This window comes from Pseudomonas sp. A, assembly GCF_056270345.1.
Genome location: NZ_CM149873.1, coordinates 5,347,591 through 5,362,356 on the forward strand (window position 1 = coordinate 5,347,591; position 14,766 = coordinate 5,362,356).

15 protein-coding genes are annotated in these 14,766 nt (G+C 63.2%); all 15 read right to left on the reverse strand.

Translation table 11 applies throughout. The features are described 5' to 3' along the window. Positions 1 to 175 precede the first annotated feature (175 nt). The 15 genes from rnhB to rpsB all read right to left on the reverse strand — a co-directional run bounded on the left by rnhB (position 176) and on the right by rpsB (position 14,728). Entirely contained in the window at positions 176 to 799 is a 624-nt protein-coding gene (rnhB, locus tag AC0MAZ_RS23835; RefSeq protein WP_203651138.1) for a ribonuclease HII, read from the reverse strand. A gap of 1 nt (position 800) precedes the next feature. Next, positions 801 to 1,928 (reverse strand): lipid-A-disaccharide synthase, encoded by a 1,128-nt coding sequence (gene lpxB / locus AC0MAZ_RS23840; protein ID WP_475859407.1) that lies wholly within the window; start codon positions 1,926 to 1,928, stop codon positions 801 to 803. Position 1,929: 1 nt separating this feature from the next. Beyond that, a complete protein-coding gene (gene lpxA, locus AC0MAZ_RS23845; RefSeq protein ID WP_028690667.1) occupies positions 1,930 to 2,706 on the reverse strand; it encodes an acyl-ACP--UDP-N-acetylglucosamine O-acyltransferase in 777 nt (258 codons plus the stop codon). Further along, the gene (gene fabZ / locus AC0MAZ_RS23850) at positions 2,703 to 3,143 is read right to left on the reverse strand and encodes a 3-hydroxyacyl-ACP dehydratase FabZ (protein WP_051097422.1); all 441 of its coding nucleotides are present in this window, start codon (positions 3,141 to 3,143) and stop codon (positions 2,703 to 2,705) included. The genes lpxA and fabZ overlap by 4 nt, the downstream gene beginning before the upstream one ends. 112 nt (positions 3,144 to 3,255) lie before the next feature. Next, a complete protein-coding gene (lpxD, locus tag AC0MAZ_RS23855; protein ID WP_203651136.1) occupies positions 3,256 to 4,311 on the reverse strand; it encodes a UDP-3-O-(3-hydroxymyristoyl)glucosamine N-acyltransferase in 1,056 nt (351 codons plus the stop codon). Between the two features lies 1 nt (position 4,312). Further along, positions 4,313 to 4,816 carry an OmpH/Skp family outer membrane protein gene (locus AC0MAZ_RS23860; protein WP_023629834.1) on the reverse strand — a complete coding sequence of 168 codons (504 nt, stop codon included), beginning with the start codon at positions 4,814 to 4,816 and terminating at the stop codon, positions 4,313 to 4,315. A 44-nt stretch (positions 4,817 to 4,860) separates the two neighbouring features. Next, complete coding sequence (bamA, locus tag AC0MAZ_RS23865; protein ID WP_203651135.1) at positions 4,861 to 7,221, reverse strand: outer membrane protein assembly factor BamA; 2,361 nt, start codon at positions 7,219 to 7,221, stop codon at positions 4,861 to 4,863. A gap of 76 nt (positions 7,222 to 7,297) precedes the next feature. Continuing rightward, the gene (gene rseP, locus AC0MAZ_RS23870; RefSeq protein ID WP_475859411.1) at positions 7,298 to 8,650 is read right to left on the reverse strand and encodes a sigma E protease regulator RseP; all 1,353 of its coding nucleotides are present in this window, start codon (positions 8,648 to 8,650) and stop codon (positions 7,298 to 7,300) included. 42 nt (positions 8,651 to 8,692) lie between these two features. Continuing rightward, positions 8,693 to 9,883: a 1-deoxy-D-xylulose-5-phosphate reductoisomerase gene (gene ispC / locus AC0MAZ_RS23875; protein WP_203651128.1), complete on the reverse strand. Its 1,191-nt coding sequence runs from the start codon at positions 9,881 to 9,883 to the stop codon at positions 8,693 to 8,695. Continuing rightward, entirely contained in the window at positions 9,880 to 10,695 is an 816-nt protein-coding gene (locus tag AC0MAZ_RS23880) for a phosphatidate cytidylyltransferase (protein WP_062574937.1), read from the reverse strand. Before AC0MAZ_RS23880 ends, ispC begins: the two co-directional genes overlap by 4 nt. Continuing rightward, positions 10,695 to 11,450 (reverse strand): polyprenyl diphosphate synthase, encoded by a 756-nt coding sequence (gene uppS / locus AC0MAZ_RS23885; RefSeq protein ID WP_203651126.1) that lies wholly within the window; start codon positions 11,448 to 11,450, stop codon positions 10,695 to 10,697. Before uppS ends, AC0MAZ_RS23880 begins: the two co-directional genes overlap by 1 nt. Before the next feature lie 16 nt (positions 11,451 to 11,466). Next, positions 11,467 to 12,024 (reverse strand): ribosome recycling factor, encoded by a 558-nt coding sequence (frr, locus tag AC0MAZ_RS23890; RefSeq protein WP_203651124.1) that lies wholly within the window; start codon positions 12,022 to 12,024, stop codon positions 11,467 to 11,469. After that, entirely contained in the window at positions 12,021 to 12,764 is a 744-nt protein-coding gene (gene pyrH, locus AC0MAZ_RS23895) for a UMP kinase (protein ID WP_028690676.1), read from the reverse strand. The genes frr and pyrH overlap by 4 nt, the downstream gene beginning before the upstream one ends. A gap of 177 nt (positions 12,765 to 12,941) precedes the next feature. After that, positions 12,942 to 13,805, reverse strand: coding sequence for a translation elongation factor Ts (gene tsf / locus AC0MAZ_RS23900; protein ID WP_050704410.1), 864 nt, complete (start codon positions 13,803 to 13,805; stop codon positions 12,942 to 12,944). A 185-nt stretch (positions 13,806 to 13,990) separates the two neighbouring features. After that, a complete protein-coding gene (gene rpsB / locus AC0MAZ_RS23905; protein WP_027595792.1) occupies positions 13,991 to 14,728 on the reverse strand; it encodes a 30S ribosomal protein S2 in 738 nt (245 codons plus the stop codon). Between the last annotated feature and the right edge of the window lie 38 nt (positions 14,729 to 14,766).

Sequence of the window (14,766 nt, forward strand, 5' to 3'; positions counted from 1 at the left end):
CTGTAGCAGTGCTGAACGACAAGGGCGGGATTGTAGCGTATTGCTCTTCGCTTGCCTCGCCTGCAGGTCAGCGGTTGGTTGCAGAATGCATCGCGGGGCAAACCCGCTCCCACGCAGCCGATTCCAGTGCAGGCTTGGCGTGGGAGCGGGCTTGCCCCGCGATGAATGGCGCCGATCAGATCAGCGAGGTGGATATACCTTCACGGGCTTCCCATGCGGCCCGAACAGGCGCGAACGAGCGCCGATGAATGGGCGTCGGCCCAAGGCGTGCCAGGGCCTCGAGGTGTACCGGGGTCGGATAGCCCTTGTGCCCGCCGATCCCGTACCCCGGGTAGATCAGCTCGAACTCGCTCATCTCGCGATCACGGGTAACCTTGGCCAGGATCGAAGCCGCCGCGATCGCCGGCACCTGGGAGTCGCCCTTGACCACCGGCGCCGCCGGCACGGCCAGCTTCGGGCAACGGTTGCCGTCGATCAGCGCCAGTTTCGGCGTGATGTGCAGCCCTTCGACCGCGCGCTGCATGGCCAGCATGGTGGCCTGGAGGATGTTCAGGCGGTCGATCTCCTCGACCTCGGCCCGGGCGATGAAGAAGCTCAGGGCCTTTTCGCGAATCTCGTCGAACAGCGCGTCGCGCTTGGCCTCGGTAAGCTTCTTCGAGTCGTTCAGGCCGAGGATCGGTCGGCGCGGGTCGAGAATCACCGCCGCGGTGACCACCGCGCCGCACAGCGGGCCGCGACCCACTTCATCGACGCCGGCCACCAGCTCTTCAACCAGGTTGAAATCCAGTCCCATCTGCATGTCAGCTGTCCTTCAACAGGGCGAGCACCGCGTCGGCCGCCTGGTTGGAGGCGTCGCGGCGCAGGGTGCGGTGGATCTGGTCGAAGCTGTCGGTCTGTTGCGAGCCGTCCTTGACCAGCGGCGCCAGGGTCTGCGCCAGGGCTTCGCTGGTGGCGGCGTCCTGCAGCAGCTCCGGCACCAGCAGGCGCTGGGCCAGCAAGTTGGGCAGCGACACGTACGGGCTCTTGACCATGCGCTTGAGGATCCAATAGGTCAGCGGCGCCAGGCGGTAGGCCACCACCATCGGTCGCTTGTACAGCATCGCTTCAAGGGTGGCGGTGCCGGAGGCGATCAGCACCGCGTCACAGGCGGCCAACGCCTGGTGCGAGCGGCCGTCCAGCAGGGTCAGCGGCAGCTCGCGCCCTTCGAGCATCTGCTCGACCTGGGCGCGCCGGGCGGCATTGGCGCACGGCAGCACGAAGCGCACGCCGGGCACCAGCTCGCACAGGCGCTGGGCGGCATCGAGGAACAAGGCACCCAGGCGCCCCACCTCACCACCCCGGCTGCCGGGCATCAGCGCGATCACCGGCCCTTCGCCCAGGCCGAGCTCGGCACGCGCCGCGCCACGGTCGGCCTCCAGGGGAATGGTGTCCGCCAGCGGATGGCCGACGAAACGCACCGGCACACCTTGCTCTTCATAGAAACGCGCTTCGAACGGCAGCAGGGTGAGCATCAGGTCGCACCCCTCGCGAATCTTCAGCACGCGCTTCTGCCGCCAGGCCCAGACCGACGGGCTGACGTAATGCACCGTCTTGATCCCGGCCTGGCGCAGCTTGAGTTCGATATTGAGGGTGAAATCGGGGGCGTCGATGCCAATGAACACGTCGGGCTTTTCGCCGATCAGCGTCTGGATCAGTTCCTTGCGCCGCTTGAGCAGCTCGCGCAGGCGCCCGAGCACCTCGACCAGGCCCATGACGGCCAGACGTTCCATCGGAAAGTAGGAGGTCATGCCCTCGGCTTCCATCAAGGGACCGCCAACACCGATGAACCGTACATCGGGATGACGTGCCTTGATGGCGCGCATCAGGCCGGAACCAAGAATATCGCCGCTGGCCTCGCCCGCGACCAGCGCCACGCAGAGCCGGGCCATGTCAGCGGGTGATGCCGCGTGCGGAATTGGCGATCGATTGGCGGAACAGGTCGACTTCGGGGAACTGCGTTACCAGTTCATCCAGCTCCTTGAGCGCCTCTTCGACGGTAAGGCCCTGCCGGTAGACGATCTTGTAGGCGCGACGCAGGGCGTGCAGTACTTCGTCGCTGAAACCGCGACGGCGCAGGCCTTCGAAGTTCATGCTGCGCGCCTCGGCCGGGCTGCCGAACACGGTGACGTAGGCCGGTACGTCCTTGCCGATCGCGGTGCCCATGCCGGAAAACGCGTGGGCGCCGATATGGCAGTACTGGTGTACCAGGGTGTAGCCGGACAGGATCGCCCAGTCGCCAACATGCACATGGCCCGCCAGCGCGGTGTTGTTGACCAGGATGCAGTGGTTGCCGATGACGCTGTCGTGGCCGATGTGGGCATAGGCCATGATCAGGTTGTGATCGCCCAGGGTCGTTTCCGAACGGTCCTGGACGGTGCCGCGGTGGATGGTGACACCCTCGCGGATCACGTTGTGGTCACCGATCACCAGGCGCGTCGGCTCACCCTTGTACTTCAGGTCAGGGGTGTCTTCACCGATAGATGAAAACTGGTAGATACGGTTGTGCTTGCCGATGCGGGTCGGCCCCTTGAGCACCACGTGCGGACCGATGACGGTGCCCTCCCCGATTTCCACATCGGGGCCTACGATCGACCAGGGGCCGACCTCGACGCCCTCGGCCAGCTTGGCCGAGGGGTCGATGATCGCCCTTGGGTCAATCGAACTCATAGGGAGCGTTCCGCGCAGGTGATCTCGGCCGAGCAGACCGGCTTGCCGTCCACCAGGGCGCGGCACTCGAACTTCCAGATCATGCTCTTGCGGCTGAGGAACCTGGCTTCCAGCACCAGCTGGTCGCCCGGCAGCACCGGCTGGCGGAAGCGCAGCTTGTCGGAGCCGACGAAGTAGTAGAGGGTGCCGTCCGCCGGCTTGGCGTCGAGCATCTTGAATCCGAGAATCCCGGCCGCCTGGGCCATCGCCTCGATGATCAGCACGCCCGGCATGATCGGATGCGCCGGGAAGTGGCCATTGAAGAACGGCTCGTTGATGCTGACATTCTTGTAGGCACGAATGCTTTGGGCCTCGAAGTCCAGGTCCGTCACACGATCCACCAACAGGAACGGGTAACGGTGAGGCAGGTATTCGCGAATCTCGTTGATGTCCATCATTTCGGGGGGAAGCCTGTATAAGAATAGGGAGCGCAGGTGCTGACCACACGCTCCTTTTGCAGATCCAAAGAGGAGCCAGCTAGCGACTGTAGCGCTTGCTCAGTAAATGGTATCAGCCTTCTGATGCCGGCTGGCCACCTGAGGTCACGGTGTCGACACGCTTTTCCAGCTGCTGGAGACGCTTGGACATCTCGTCCAGCTGGCGAATGCGAGCGGCGCTCTTGCGCCACTCGGCCAAGGGTTGCATGGCCGTACCGGAAGAATAGCCACCCGGCTCGGTAATTGAACGGGTCACCATGGTCATGCCGGAGACAAAGACATTGTCGCAGACGTCGATGTGGCCGACCATCCCGACGCCACCGGCAATCATGCAATGCTTGCCGATCCGGGTGCTGCCGGAAATCCCGACGCAGGCCGCCATCGCCGTGTGGTCGCCGACCTGCACGTTGTGGGCGATCTGGATCTGGTTGTCGAGCTTGACGCCATCGCCAATGCGGGTGTCCGACAGCGCGCCACGGTCTACCGCGGTGTTCACACCGATCTCCACGTCATCACCCAGGGTGACGCCGCCGATCTGCGCGATCTTGCGCCAGATACCTTTCTCGTTGGCAAAGCCGAAGCCCTCGCCGCCGATCACCGCGCCGGATTGGATGACCACCCGCTTGCCGATGGTCACGTCGTGATACAGCGTGACCCGCGGGGCCAGCCAGCCACCCTCGCCGATGACGCAGCGGGCACCGACGAAGCAGTGCGCGCCAACCGTTACATTGGCGCCAATGCGCGCACCGCTCTCGATCACCGCGAACGGGCCGATGCTGGCGCTGGCATCCACCTGGGCATCCTCGGCAACCACGGCGCTAGGATGGACTCCCGCCACAGCCTTGGGCTTTGGATCGAACAGGTGCGAAATGCGTGCATAGGCCAGGTAAGGGTCGGGAACGATCAGGGCGTTGCCGGCAAAACCTTCGGCGTCCTCGGCCTTGAGCAATACCGCGCTGGCCGAGGAATCGTCCAGGAACTTGCGGTACTGCTTGTTGGCCAGGAAGCTCAACTGCCCGGAACCGGCCTCCTGCAAGGTGGCCAGCCCGGTGATCTGCAGCGCTTCGGGGCCTTTGAGTTCGGCCCCGAGGGCCTCGGCCAGCTGGCCGAGCGTCATGGTCACGGTCATATCAACGAGCTTGGTTCATGCGCTCGATGACCTGGCGGGTGATGTCGTACTGCGGCTTGACATCGATGACCGCGCCACGCTCCAGAACCAGGTCGAAACCGCCCTTCTTGATCACTTCCTCGACAGCACCGTCAAGCTTCGGCTTGAGTTGCTTGAGCATGTCGCGGTCGGCCACGGCCTTGGCTTCGTTGAGTTCCTTGGACTGGAACTGGAAGTCACGGGCTTTTTGCTTGAACTCGAGTTCCAGGCGTTCACGCTCAGGCTGAGGCATCTTGTCGCCGCCCTTGATCAGGCGGTCCTGGATACCTTTGGCGCTGCTTTCCAGGCCCTTGAGCTTGGTCAGTTGCGGGCCGAACTTCTTCTCGGCGTCAACGGCGTACTTCTTGGCCGCATCGGATTCCAGCAGGGCCATCTGATAGTTCAGCACGGCAACTTTCATTTCGGCGAAAGCCGGGGTGGCGACCAGCGCCGCGGCCACGAGGGCCAGTTGGGTCAACTTACGCACGATGCACTCCTGGATAATCCGTTGTCGTTATGCAAGGGCCGACCTCAGAAGGTCTGGCCCAGAGAGAATTGGAACACTTGCGTGTCGGCGTCGTCCGGCTTCTTGATCGGCATCGCCAGGCTGAAGCTCAACGGGCCCAGCGCGGTGATCCAGGTCACACCCAGACCGACCGAGCTGGCCATGTCCGAGAAACCGACCTTGGTGCAATCGGGCTTGGAGCCGCAGTTGGTGTCGAACACGTTACCCACGTCCCAGAACACGGACGTGCGCAGCGAACGCTGATCCTTGACGAACGGCAGCGGGAACAGCAGCTCCACGCCACCCTGGACGAGGACGTTGCCACCGAACGGCAGCGGATCCTGGTCCGGGTCGGCCAGGGTGCCCTGGTTGCCGGTCACCGCGGCGCCGCGGCTCGGAGTACTGCGTGGACCCAGGGTGCTGTCCTTGAAGCCGCGCACGGAGTTGAAGCCGCCCGCGTAGTAGTTTTCATAGAACGGCAGGCCGGAGGTCGAGCCGAAACCATCACCATAGCCCAGTTCGGTGTGCAGGCGCAGGGTGTACTCGTTGTTGATCGGCTTGAACAGCTGGCCGCGGTAGTCGAGCTTGTAGAACGACAGGTCGCTGCCAGGCACGGTGGTTTCCAGGGTCAGGCTCTGGGAGTGACCGCGGGTAGCCAGCACGCCTTTGTTCAGGGTCGACTCGGACCAGCCGATCGACGCCTTGAAGTTCAGGAAGTTGTCGCCCTCGTCCTGGAGGAACTTGAAGATCTCGTCGACGGTGTAGCGGCCGGTCTTGATCTTGTCCTGCTGCACGGTCAGGCCGTAGGTCAGGCGCGAGGTCTCGCTGATCGGGTAGCCGAGGCTGACACCGGCACCGAGGCTGTCCACCGCGTAGCTGGCCACGTCGACGTCGAGGTCGTCGTAGTCGGTGCTGCGGTAGAAGGCGTTGTAGCCCAGGCTCACGCCATCGGCGGTGAAGTAGGGATCGACGTAGCCGAAGTTGTAGCGGGTCTGGTACTCGGAACGGGTCAGGCCGATGGAGACCTTGTTACCGGTACCGAGGAAGTTGTTCTGGCTGATCGAGCCGCCCAAGATCAGGCCGGCGCTCTGGGCGAAGCCGACGCTGGCGGTGATCGAGCCGGAGGCCTGCTCTTCGACGCTGTAGTTGACGTCGACCTGGTCGTCGGTGCCCGGCACCGGCGGCGTCTCGACGTTGACTTCCTTGAAGAAGCCCAGGCGCTCGAGGCGGGTCTTGGACTGGTCGATCAGGTAGGTCGAAGCCCAGCCACCTTCCATCTGGCGCATTTCACGACGCAGCACTTCGTCTTCGGTCTTGGTGTTGCCGCGGTAGTTGATGCGGTTGACGTAGGCACGCTTGCCCGGATCGACGACGAACATGATGTCGACGGTGTGATCCTGGTCGTTCGGCTGCGGCACGCCGTTGACGTTGGCGAAGGTGTAGCCTTCGTTGCCCAGGCGACGGGTGATCAGGTCGGAGGTTGTGGTCATCACCTTGCGCGAAAACACCTGGCCCGGCTGCACCAGCAGCAGCGACTTGACCTGGTCTTCCGGCACTTTCAGGTCACCGGACAGCTTCACGTCGCGGACGGTGTACTTCTCGCCCTCGTTGATGTTGACGGTGATGTAGACGTGCTTCTTGTCCGGGGTGATCGACACCTGGGTGGACGCGATGTCCATGTTGATGTAGCCGCGGTCCAGGTAGTAGGAACGCAGGCGCTCCAGGTCACCGGAGAGTTTTTCCCGGGCGTACTTGTCGTCGTTCTTGAAGAACGACAACCAGTTGGTGGTCTTGAGCTCGAACAGCTGGCCGAGGGTCTCGTCGTCGAAGACCGTGTTGCCCACCACGTTGATGTGCTGGATCGCGGCCACGGTGCCTTCGTTGATCTTGATCTTCAGGCCCACGCGGTTGCGCGGCTGCGGCACGACTTCGGCGTCGACCTCGGCGGAGTAGCGGCCCTGGGCCACGTACTGGCGCTGCAGTTCGTTACGCACGCCTTCCAGCGTCGCGCGCTGGAAGATCTCGCCTTCGGCCAGGCCCGACTGTTTCAGGCCTTTCATCAGGTCTTCGGTGCTGATCGCCTTGTTGCCTTCGATCTCGATGCTCGACACCGAGGGGCGCTCGACCACGTTGATGATCAGGACATTGCCGTCGCGGTTCAGCTGGATGTCCTGGAAGAAGCCGGTCTTGAACAGCGAGCGGGTCGACTCGACCAGACGGCGGTCGTCGACCTGGTCACCGACGTTCAGCGGCAACGCGCCGAACACGCTGCCGGCGGACACCCGCTGCAGGCCGTTGACACGAATATCGGAGATGGTGAAGGACTCGGCGTGAACTTCAGCGATCATCAGTGCGGAGAGCACCGCAGTTAGCAGCAGACGTTTCATGAAGTCCTTTTATTCCAACTGGCAATAAACAACCTGCCGCGACAAGGCGGCAGGTTTTCGCGATTGAGCGAAGCTTTTATAGTCGACCCAGATCGTTGATCAGGGCGAGCAACATCACCCCGACGACCAAACTGATACCGATCTGGACCCCCCAACCTTGCACCCGATCCGAGAGCGGACGACCGCGCGCCCACTCGATCAGGTAGAACAGCAAATGCCCCCCATCCAGTACCGGGATGGGCAGCAGGTTCAGAACCCCCAGGCTTATGCTCAGGTAGGCCAGGAAATTCAGGAAATCCCCAACGCCCGACTGGGCTGAAGCGCCCGCCACTTTAGCAATGGTTATCGGTCCGCTCAAGTTTTTTACCGAGAGCTCCCCGAACAGCATTTTCTTCAGCGATTCGAGGGTCAGGACGCTCATGCTCCAGGTGCGGGAAAGCCCCTCGCCGACTGCTTCCAGCGGACCATAGCTGACCTCGCGGAGCATCTTCGCCGGCCACTCGGCGGCCTTGACCCCGGCGCCCAGATAGCCGCCAGAAGCCTGCCCCTCACCTTTGCGCGCCAGGGTGACGGCAACCTCGAGTGGCGCGCCGTCGCGCTCGATGCGCAGGCTGACCTTTTTCTCGGGACGCGCGCGGACCGCGTCGACCACCTGCTGCCAGTCGGCCAGCTCGACGCCGTCGAGCGCCAGCAGCTTGTCACCGGTCTTGAGCCCGGCCGCCGCCGCTGGCCCCTTCGGATCGATCTCGGCCAGCACCGGCGCCACCGCCGGGCGCCAGGGGCGCAGGCCAAGGGACTGGATCGGCTCCGGCTCATCGACGCCCTTGAGCCACTGATTCAGGGAAACATCGAGCTGGCGCTCGGTGGTCGCGCCCTCGTCGAGCACCCCGACCCGCAGCGTGCCGCTCTCGCCGAGGCGGCGCACCAGCTGCAGGTTGACCGCCGACCAACCATTGGTCGGTTCGCCATCGATGGAGACGATTTCCTGGCCGACGCTCAGACCGGCGCTGGCCGCCAGGCTGCCGGCCTCGACGCCGCCGATGACCGGACGCACCTGTTGCGAGCCCAGCATGGCCACCACCCAGAAGAACAGGATGGCAAGCAGGAAGTTGGCGATGGGGCCGGCGGCCACGATGGCGATGCGCTGGCGGACCGACTTGCGGTTGAACGACTGCTCGGCCAGCGCTGGCGGGACCTCGCCCTCGCGCTCGTCGAGCATCTTGACGTAGCCGCCCAGGGGGATCGCGGCGACGACGAACTCGGTGCCGTGGCGATCATGCCAACGCACCAGTGGCGTGCCGAAGCCCACCGAGAAACGCAGGACCTTGACCCCGCAACGCCGCGCCACCCAGAAGTGGCCGAACTCGTGGAAGGTAACCAGCACACCCAGGGCAATCAGGGTGCCGACAATCATGTAGAGCGCAGTCATGTCCAATCTCCGGGTGACATTCGGCGGAGTCGGCCGCAGGCTTCAGCGGCCGTGGCGTCGCAGCCATTCCCGGGACAGCTCCCGGGCACGCTGGTCGGCGGCGAACACCGCCTCGAGGGTGGGCAATGCCACCACGGGCTCCTGGTCGAGCACCTGTTCGATCATACCCGCGATCTCCGGGAAGCGGATACGCCGCTGGAGAAACGCCTCGACAGCCACTTCGTTGGCGGCGTTGAGCACCGCCGGCGCGCTGTTGCCCGCCTCGGCAGCCTGACGCGCCAGGCGCAGGCATGGGAAGCGCTGTTCGTCGGGCGCCTGGAAATCCAGACGGGCGATGGCGAACAGGTCCAGCGGCGCGACGCCCGAATCGATACGCTCCGGCCAGGCCAGGGCGTTGGAGATCGGCGTGCGCATGTCCGGGTTGCCCAACTGGGCAAGCACCGAGCCATCGACGTAATCCACCAGCGAGTGAATGACGCTCTGCGGGTGCACCACCACTTCAATCTGGGACGGCTTGGCATCGAACAGCCAGCAGGCCTCGATCAGTTCCAGGCCTTTGTTCAGCATGCTGGCCGAATCGACCGAGATCTTGCGACCCATGGACCAGTTCGGGTGCGCGCAGGCCTGCTCCGGAGTTACATCCAGCAATGCTTCAGCAGGGGTTTCGCGGAACGGCCCGCCGGAGGCGGTCAGCAGGATCCGGCGCACGCCGACAGCGCCCAGGCCACGGGCGTAATCGCCGGGCATGCACTGGAAGATCGCGTTGTGCTCGCTGTCGATCGGCAACAACACCGAACCACTGCGGTGCACCGCATCCATGAACAGGGCCCCGGACATCACCAGGGCCTCCTTGTTGGCCAGCAGCACCTTCTTGCCCGCCTCGACCGCGGCCAGGGTCGGGCGCAGGCCGGCGGCGCCGACGATAGCCGCCATCACGGTATCCACCTCGGACGCAGCGGCCACCTGACACAACCCGGCCTCACCCTCGAGCACCTCGGTGGCGCAGCCCGCCGCGGCCAGCCCCTGACGCAGGCGCATGGCCGCCTCGGCGCTCGGCACCACGGCGAACGCCGGACGATGACGCTCGCACAGGGCCAGGAGTTCGTCGATGCGCGAATAGCCGCTGAGGGCGAACACCTGGTAACGGTCAGGGTGGCGGGCAATGACATCCAGCGTGCTCAGGCCGATGGAGCCGGTGGCCCCCAGCACGGTTATGCGTTGCACGGCACTCACATCACACCCCACTCAGCCGCCCACAGCAGCACGGCAAACATCGGAATCGCCGCGGTCAGGCTGTCGATGCGATCGAGCACGCCGCCATGACCCGGCAGCAGGTTGCTGCTGTCCTTGATGCCTTCACGGCGCTTGAACATGCTTTCGGTCAGGTCGCCGACCACCGAGGACATCACTACAACGACAGCCCCCAGCAGGCCCAGCAGCACCTGGCCGATACTCCAGTCGCGGGAGAAACCCACGGCCAGGGTGATCAACAGGCTGACCGCGAGGCCGCCATAGACGCCCTCCCAGCTCTTGCCCGGACTGACCTGCGGCGCCAGCTTGCGCTTGCCGAAGGCCCGACCGGAGAAGTACGCGCCGATATCGGCAGCCCAGACCAGCACCATCACCGACAGGATCAGCCAGTTGCCCAACGGCCAGTGCTTGAGCAGTACCAGGCCCTGCCAGGCAGGCAGCAGTACCAGCAGGCCAATCAGCAGGCGACAGGCGGCGCTGCTCCACAGCTCGCCGCTGCGCGGGTAGGTCAGCACCAGCCAGGTGGCCAGGGCCCACCAGATCACCGAGGCGCCCAGCACCCAGGGCGCAAGGTCGGGCATCAGGTAGAGCAACATCAGGCCGCCCGCCACCACCGCGGCGTAGGCGATGCGCAGCGGCTGCGCGACCAGGCCGGCGAGGCGCGCCCACTCCCAGGCACCGAGCGTCACCACGAAGCCGATGAACAGGGCGAAATCTCCACCGTTGAGCAGGAAGAAACCACCCAACGCGATCGGCAGCAGGATCAGCGCGGTAATGATGCGTTGTTTAAGCATTAAGCACGGGCTCCGGCTTCGACCTGCTCGCTGGTCTTACCGAAGCGGCGCTGGCGCGAAGCGAAATCGGCCAGCGCGTTGCGCATGGCCTCGTGTTTGAAGTCCGGCCAATAGAGGTCGGAGAAGTACAGCTCGGCGTAGGCCAGCTGCCACAGCAGGAAGTTGCTGATACGGTGCTCGCCGCCGGTGCGGATGCACAGATCGGGCAACGGCAGGTCGCCGGTGGCAAGGCAGGTCTGCAACAACTCCGGTGTGATGTCGTCCGGCCGCAGATGACCGGCCTGAACCTCACGCGCCAGGCGCTGGGCAGCCTGGGCGATATCCCACTGGCCGCCGTAGTTGGCGGCGATCTGCAGGATGAAACGGTTGCTGCCTGCGGTCGCGGCCTCGGCCTCGCGCATCGCCGCCTGAAGCTCAGGATGGAAGCGCGAGCGGTCGCCAATGATGCGCAGGCTGATGTTGTTGTCGTTCAGGCGCGAGGCCTCGCGGCGCAGCGCCTTGAAGAACAGCTCCATCAGGGCACTGACTTCGTCCGCCGGTCGCTGCCAGTTCTCACTGGAGAACGCAAAAAGCGTGAGCACCTCGACCTTCGCCTCGGCGCACACTTCGATCACGGCGCGCACCGCATCGACACCCGCTTTATGCCCGGCAACGCCGGGCATGAAGCGTTTCTTCGCCCAGCGATTATTCCCATCCATGATGATCGCCACGTGACGCGGCACCACGGAGGGCACAGTCTGCTTGGTCTTTTCCATGAAGGCGTCCTGACCCTTAGATGGCCATCAGGTCCTTTTCTTTGGCTTCAGTGGCCTTGGCGATCTGTGCCTCGATATCCTTGATCAGCTTGTCGATGTCGGCACTGGCACGACGCTCTTCGTCTTCACTGATTTCCTTGTCCTTGGACAGCTTCTTCAGGTCACCCATGGCGTCACGACGGATGTTGCGCACGGCAACGCGCGCATCTTCGGCCGCGGCGCGAGCCTGCTTGGTGAAGCCCTTGCGGGTTTCTTCGGTCAGCGGGGGCATATTGACCAGCAGCAACTCGCCCAGGTTGGTCGGATTGAGATTCAAGCCGGCGCTGCCGATGGCCTTGTCGATGGCGCCCAGCATGTTGCGCTCGAAAGGCACGACTTGCAGGGTCTGGTTGTCCTTGACGGTCACGTTGGCGACACTGGTCAGCGGGGTGTCGGAGCCATAGTAAGGCACCATCACGCTGCCCAGGACGCTCGGATGCGCCTTGCCGGTGCGGATCTGGCCAAATGCGTGGATCAGCGACTCCAGCGACTTTTGCATGCGCGCCTGGGCGTCTTTCTTGATTTCGTTGATCATTTTTGAACTTCCTCGATCAGAGTTCCTTCCGCGCCGCCATGCACGATGTTCAGCAGGGCGCCGGGCTTGTTCATGTTGAAGACGCGCAGCGGCATCTTGTGATCGCGGCAAAGGCAGATTGCCGTCAGGTCCATTACGCCCAGCTTGCGATCCAGCACTTCATCGTAGGACAGATGATCGAACTTCTCGGCATGCGGGTCCTTGAATGGATCTGCAGTGTATACACCATCGACCTTGGTTGCCTTCAATACCACGTCGGCATCGATTTCGATGGCGCGCAGGCAAGCGGCGGAGTCGGTGGTGAAGAACGGGTTGCCGGTACCGGCAGCGAAGATCACGACTTCCTTGGAGTTCAGGTGGCGCATGGCCTTGCGGCGATCGTAGTGATCGGTCACGCCTACCATGGAGATGGCCGACATGACGATGGCGGTGATGTTCGCCCGCTCCAGCGCGTCGCGCATGGCCAGGCCGTTCATCACGGTGGCCAGCATGCCCATGTGGTCGCCGGTAACGCGGTCCATGCCGGCTGCACTGAGCGCCGCGCCACGGAACAGGTTGCCACCACCGATCACCAGGCCGACCTGAACGCCGATGCCGACCAGCTGGCCGACTTCCAGCGCCATGCGATCCAGGACCTTAGGGTCGATCCCGAACTCTTCCGAGCCCATCAGGGCCTCGCCGCTAAGTTTGAGTAGAATGCGTTTATAGCGAGCCTGATGACCACTGCCCTGCTGAGCCATTGCGAATCTCTCCTGCGGCGTTTGTAAAAATCTGGCGGGCTGTTTCAGCCTGCGCGTAACTCTAGCGTGACGCAATTCATGCGTCAGCGAACAACGGTCTCGTGAACCGCTCCCGCTTTGACAAAGAGGCTGCGCGCGTAAGCGGGCAGCCTCTTCGGGGCGACAGACGAATCCGTCTTACTGCTTGGCGGCAGCTACCTGGGCGGCAACTTCGGCAGCGAAGTCGTCAACCGGCTTCTCGATGCCTTCGCCGACCTTGAAGTAGGTGAAGGAAACGATTTCAGCACCGGCTTTCTTGGCCAGCGCGCCGACTTTGACTTCCGGATCCATGACGAAGGCTTGCTCTTTCAGCGAGGCTTCGGCCTTGAACTTGGAGATACGACCGTTGATCATGTTTTCAACGATGTTTTCCGGCTTGCCGGCGATCTTGTCGGCGTTCAGCTGCAGGAAGACGTTCTTCTCGCGCTCGATGGCCTCGGCGGAGATTTCCGACGCATCCAGGAACTCTGGGTTCGAGGCTGCAACGTGCATGGCAATGTTCTTGGCCAGGTCGACGTCGCCGCCTTTCAGGACAACAACGGCACCGATCTTGTTGCCGTGCAGGTAGGCACCGACAACGTCGCCTTCAACGCGCACCAGGCGACGGATGTTGACGTTCTCGCCGCACTTGGCAACCAGGGCTTCACGAGCGGCTTCACGCGAGGCGATCAGCGGAGCTGCGTCGGTCAGCTTCTGGGCGAAGGCTTCTTCGATGCTTTCAGCAACGAAGTTCTTGAAGTCGTCCTGCAGAGCCAGGAAGTCGGTCTGCGAGTTCACTTCCAGCAGAACGGCGGATTTACCGTCGGTCTTGACGGCGATAGCGCCTTCAGCAGCGACGTTGCCAGCCTTCTTGGCGGCCTTGATGGCGCCCGAGGCACGCATGTCGTCAATGGCTTTCTCGATGTCGCCGCCGGCCTTTTCCAGGGCCTTTTTGCAATCCATCATGCCTTCGCCAGTACGCTCGCGCAGTTCTTTGACCAGCGCCGCAGTAATTGCTGCCATTTCAAAATCCTCTTGGAAAGTTTTTCAACCATTCCACCCGCTCGTCACGGGCGTTAAATTCTGCAAATCGCTGCCTTTATATCAGCTCGCCCATGATGCGGGGCCGTTGCTGACAGCAGGATTTCAAGGTGGCAAAAAGGGGGCCAAGCCCCCTTTTTGCGTGCCGAGTAGACGCCAGGCGTCAATTACTCAGCAGCAGGTGCAGCCGCTTCTTCAGCGTAGACTTCAGTGCCGCCGGCAACGTTGTTGCGGCCGCGGATGATGGCGTCGGCCATCGAAGTCATGTACAGCTCGATGGCGCGGATGGCGTCGTCGTTGCCTGGGATGATGTAATCAACACCTTCCGGGCTGCTGTTGGTATCGACAACGCCGATTACCGGGATGCCCAGCTTGTTGGCTTCGGTGATAGCAATGCGCTCGTGGTCAACGTCGATCACGAACAGGGCATCAGGCAGGCCGCCCATGTCCTTGATACCACCCAGGCTGCGGTCCAGCTTTTCCAGATCGCGCGAACGCATCAGGGCTTCTTTCTTGGTCAGCTTGGCGAAGGTGCCATCTTCGGCCTGGGTTTCCAGGTCGCGCAGACGCTTGATCGAAGCACGGATGGTCTTGTAGTTGGTCAGCATGCCGCCCAACCAGCGGTGATCAACGTATGGCGAACCGGCGCGAGCAGCTTGCTCGGCAACGATCTTGCCGGCGGAACGCTTGGTGCCGACGAACATGATCTTGTTCTTGCCCTGGGCCAGACGCTCTACGAAAGCCAGAGCTTCGTTGAACATTGGCAGGGTTTTTTCCAGGTTGATGATGTGGATCTTGTTACGCGCGCCGAAAATGTACTTGCCCATTTTCGGGTTCCAGTAACGGGTCTGGTGGCCGAAGTGCACACCGGCCTTCAGCATATCGCGCATGTTGACTTGGGACATGATAGTTCCTTGATAAGTCGGGTTGGGCCTCCACGTAT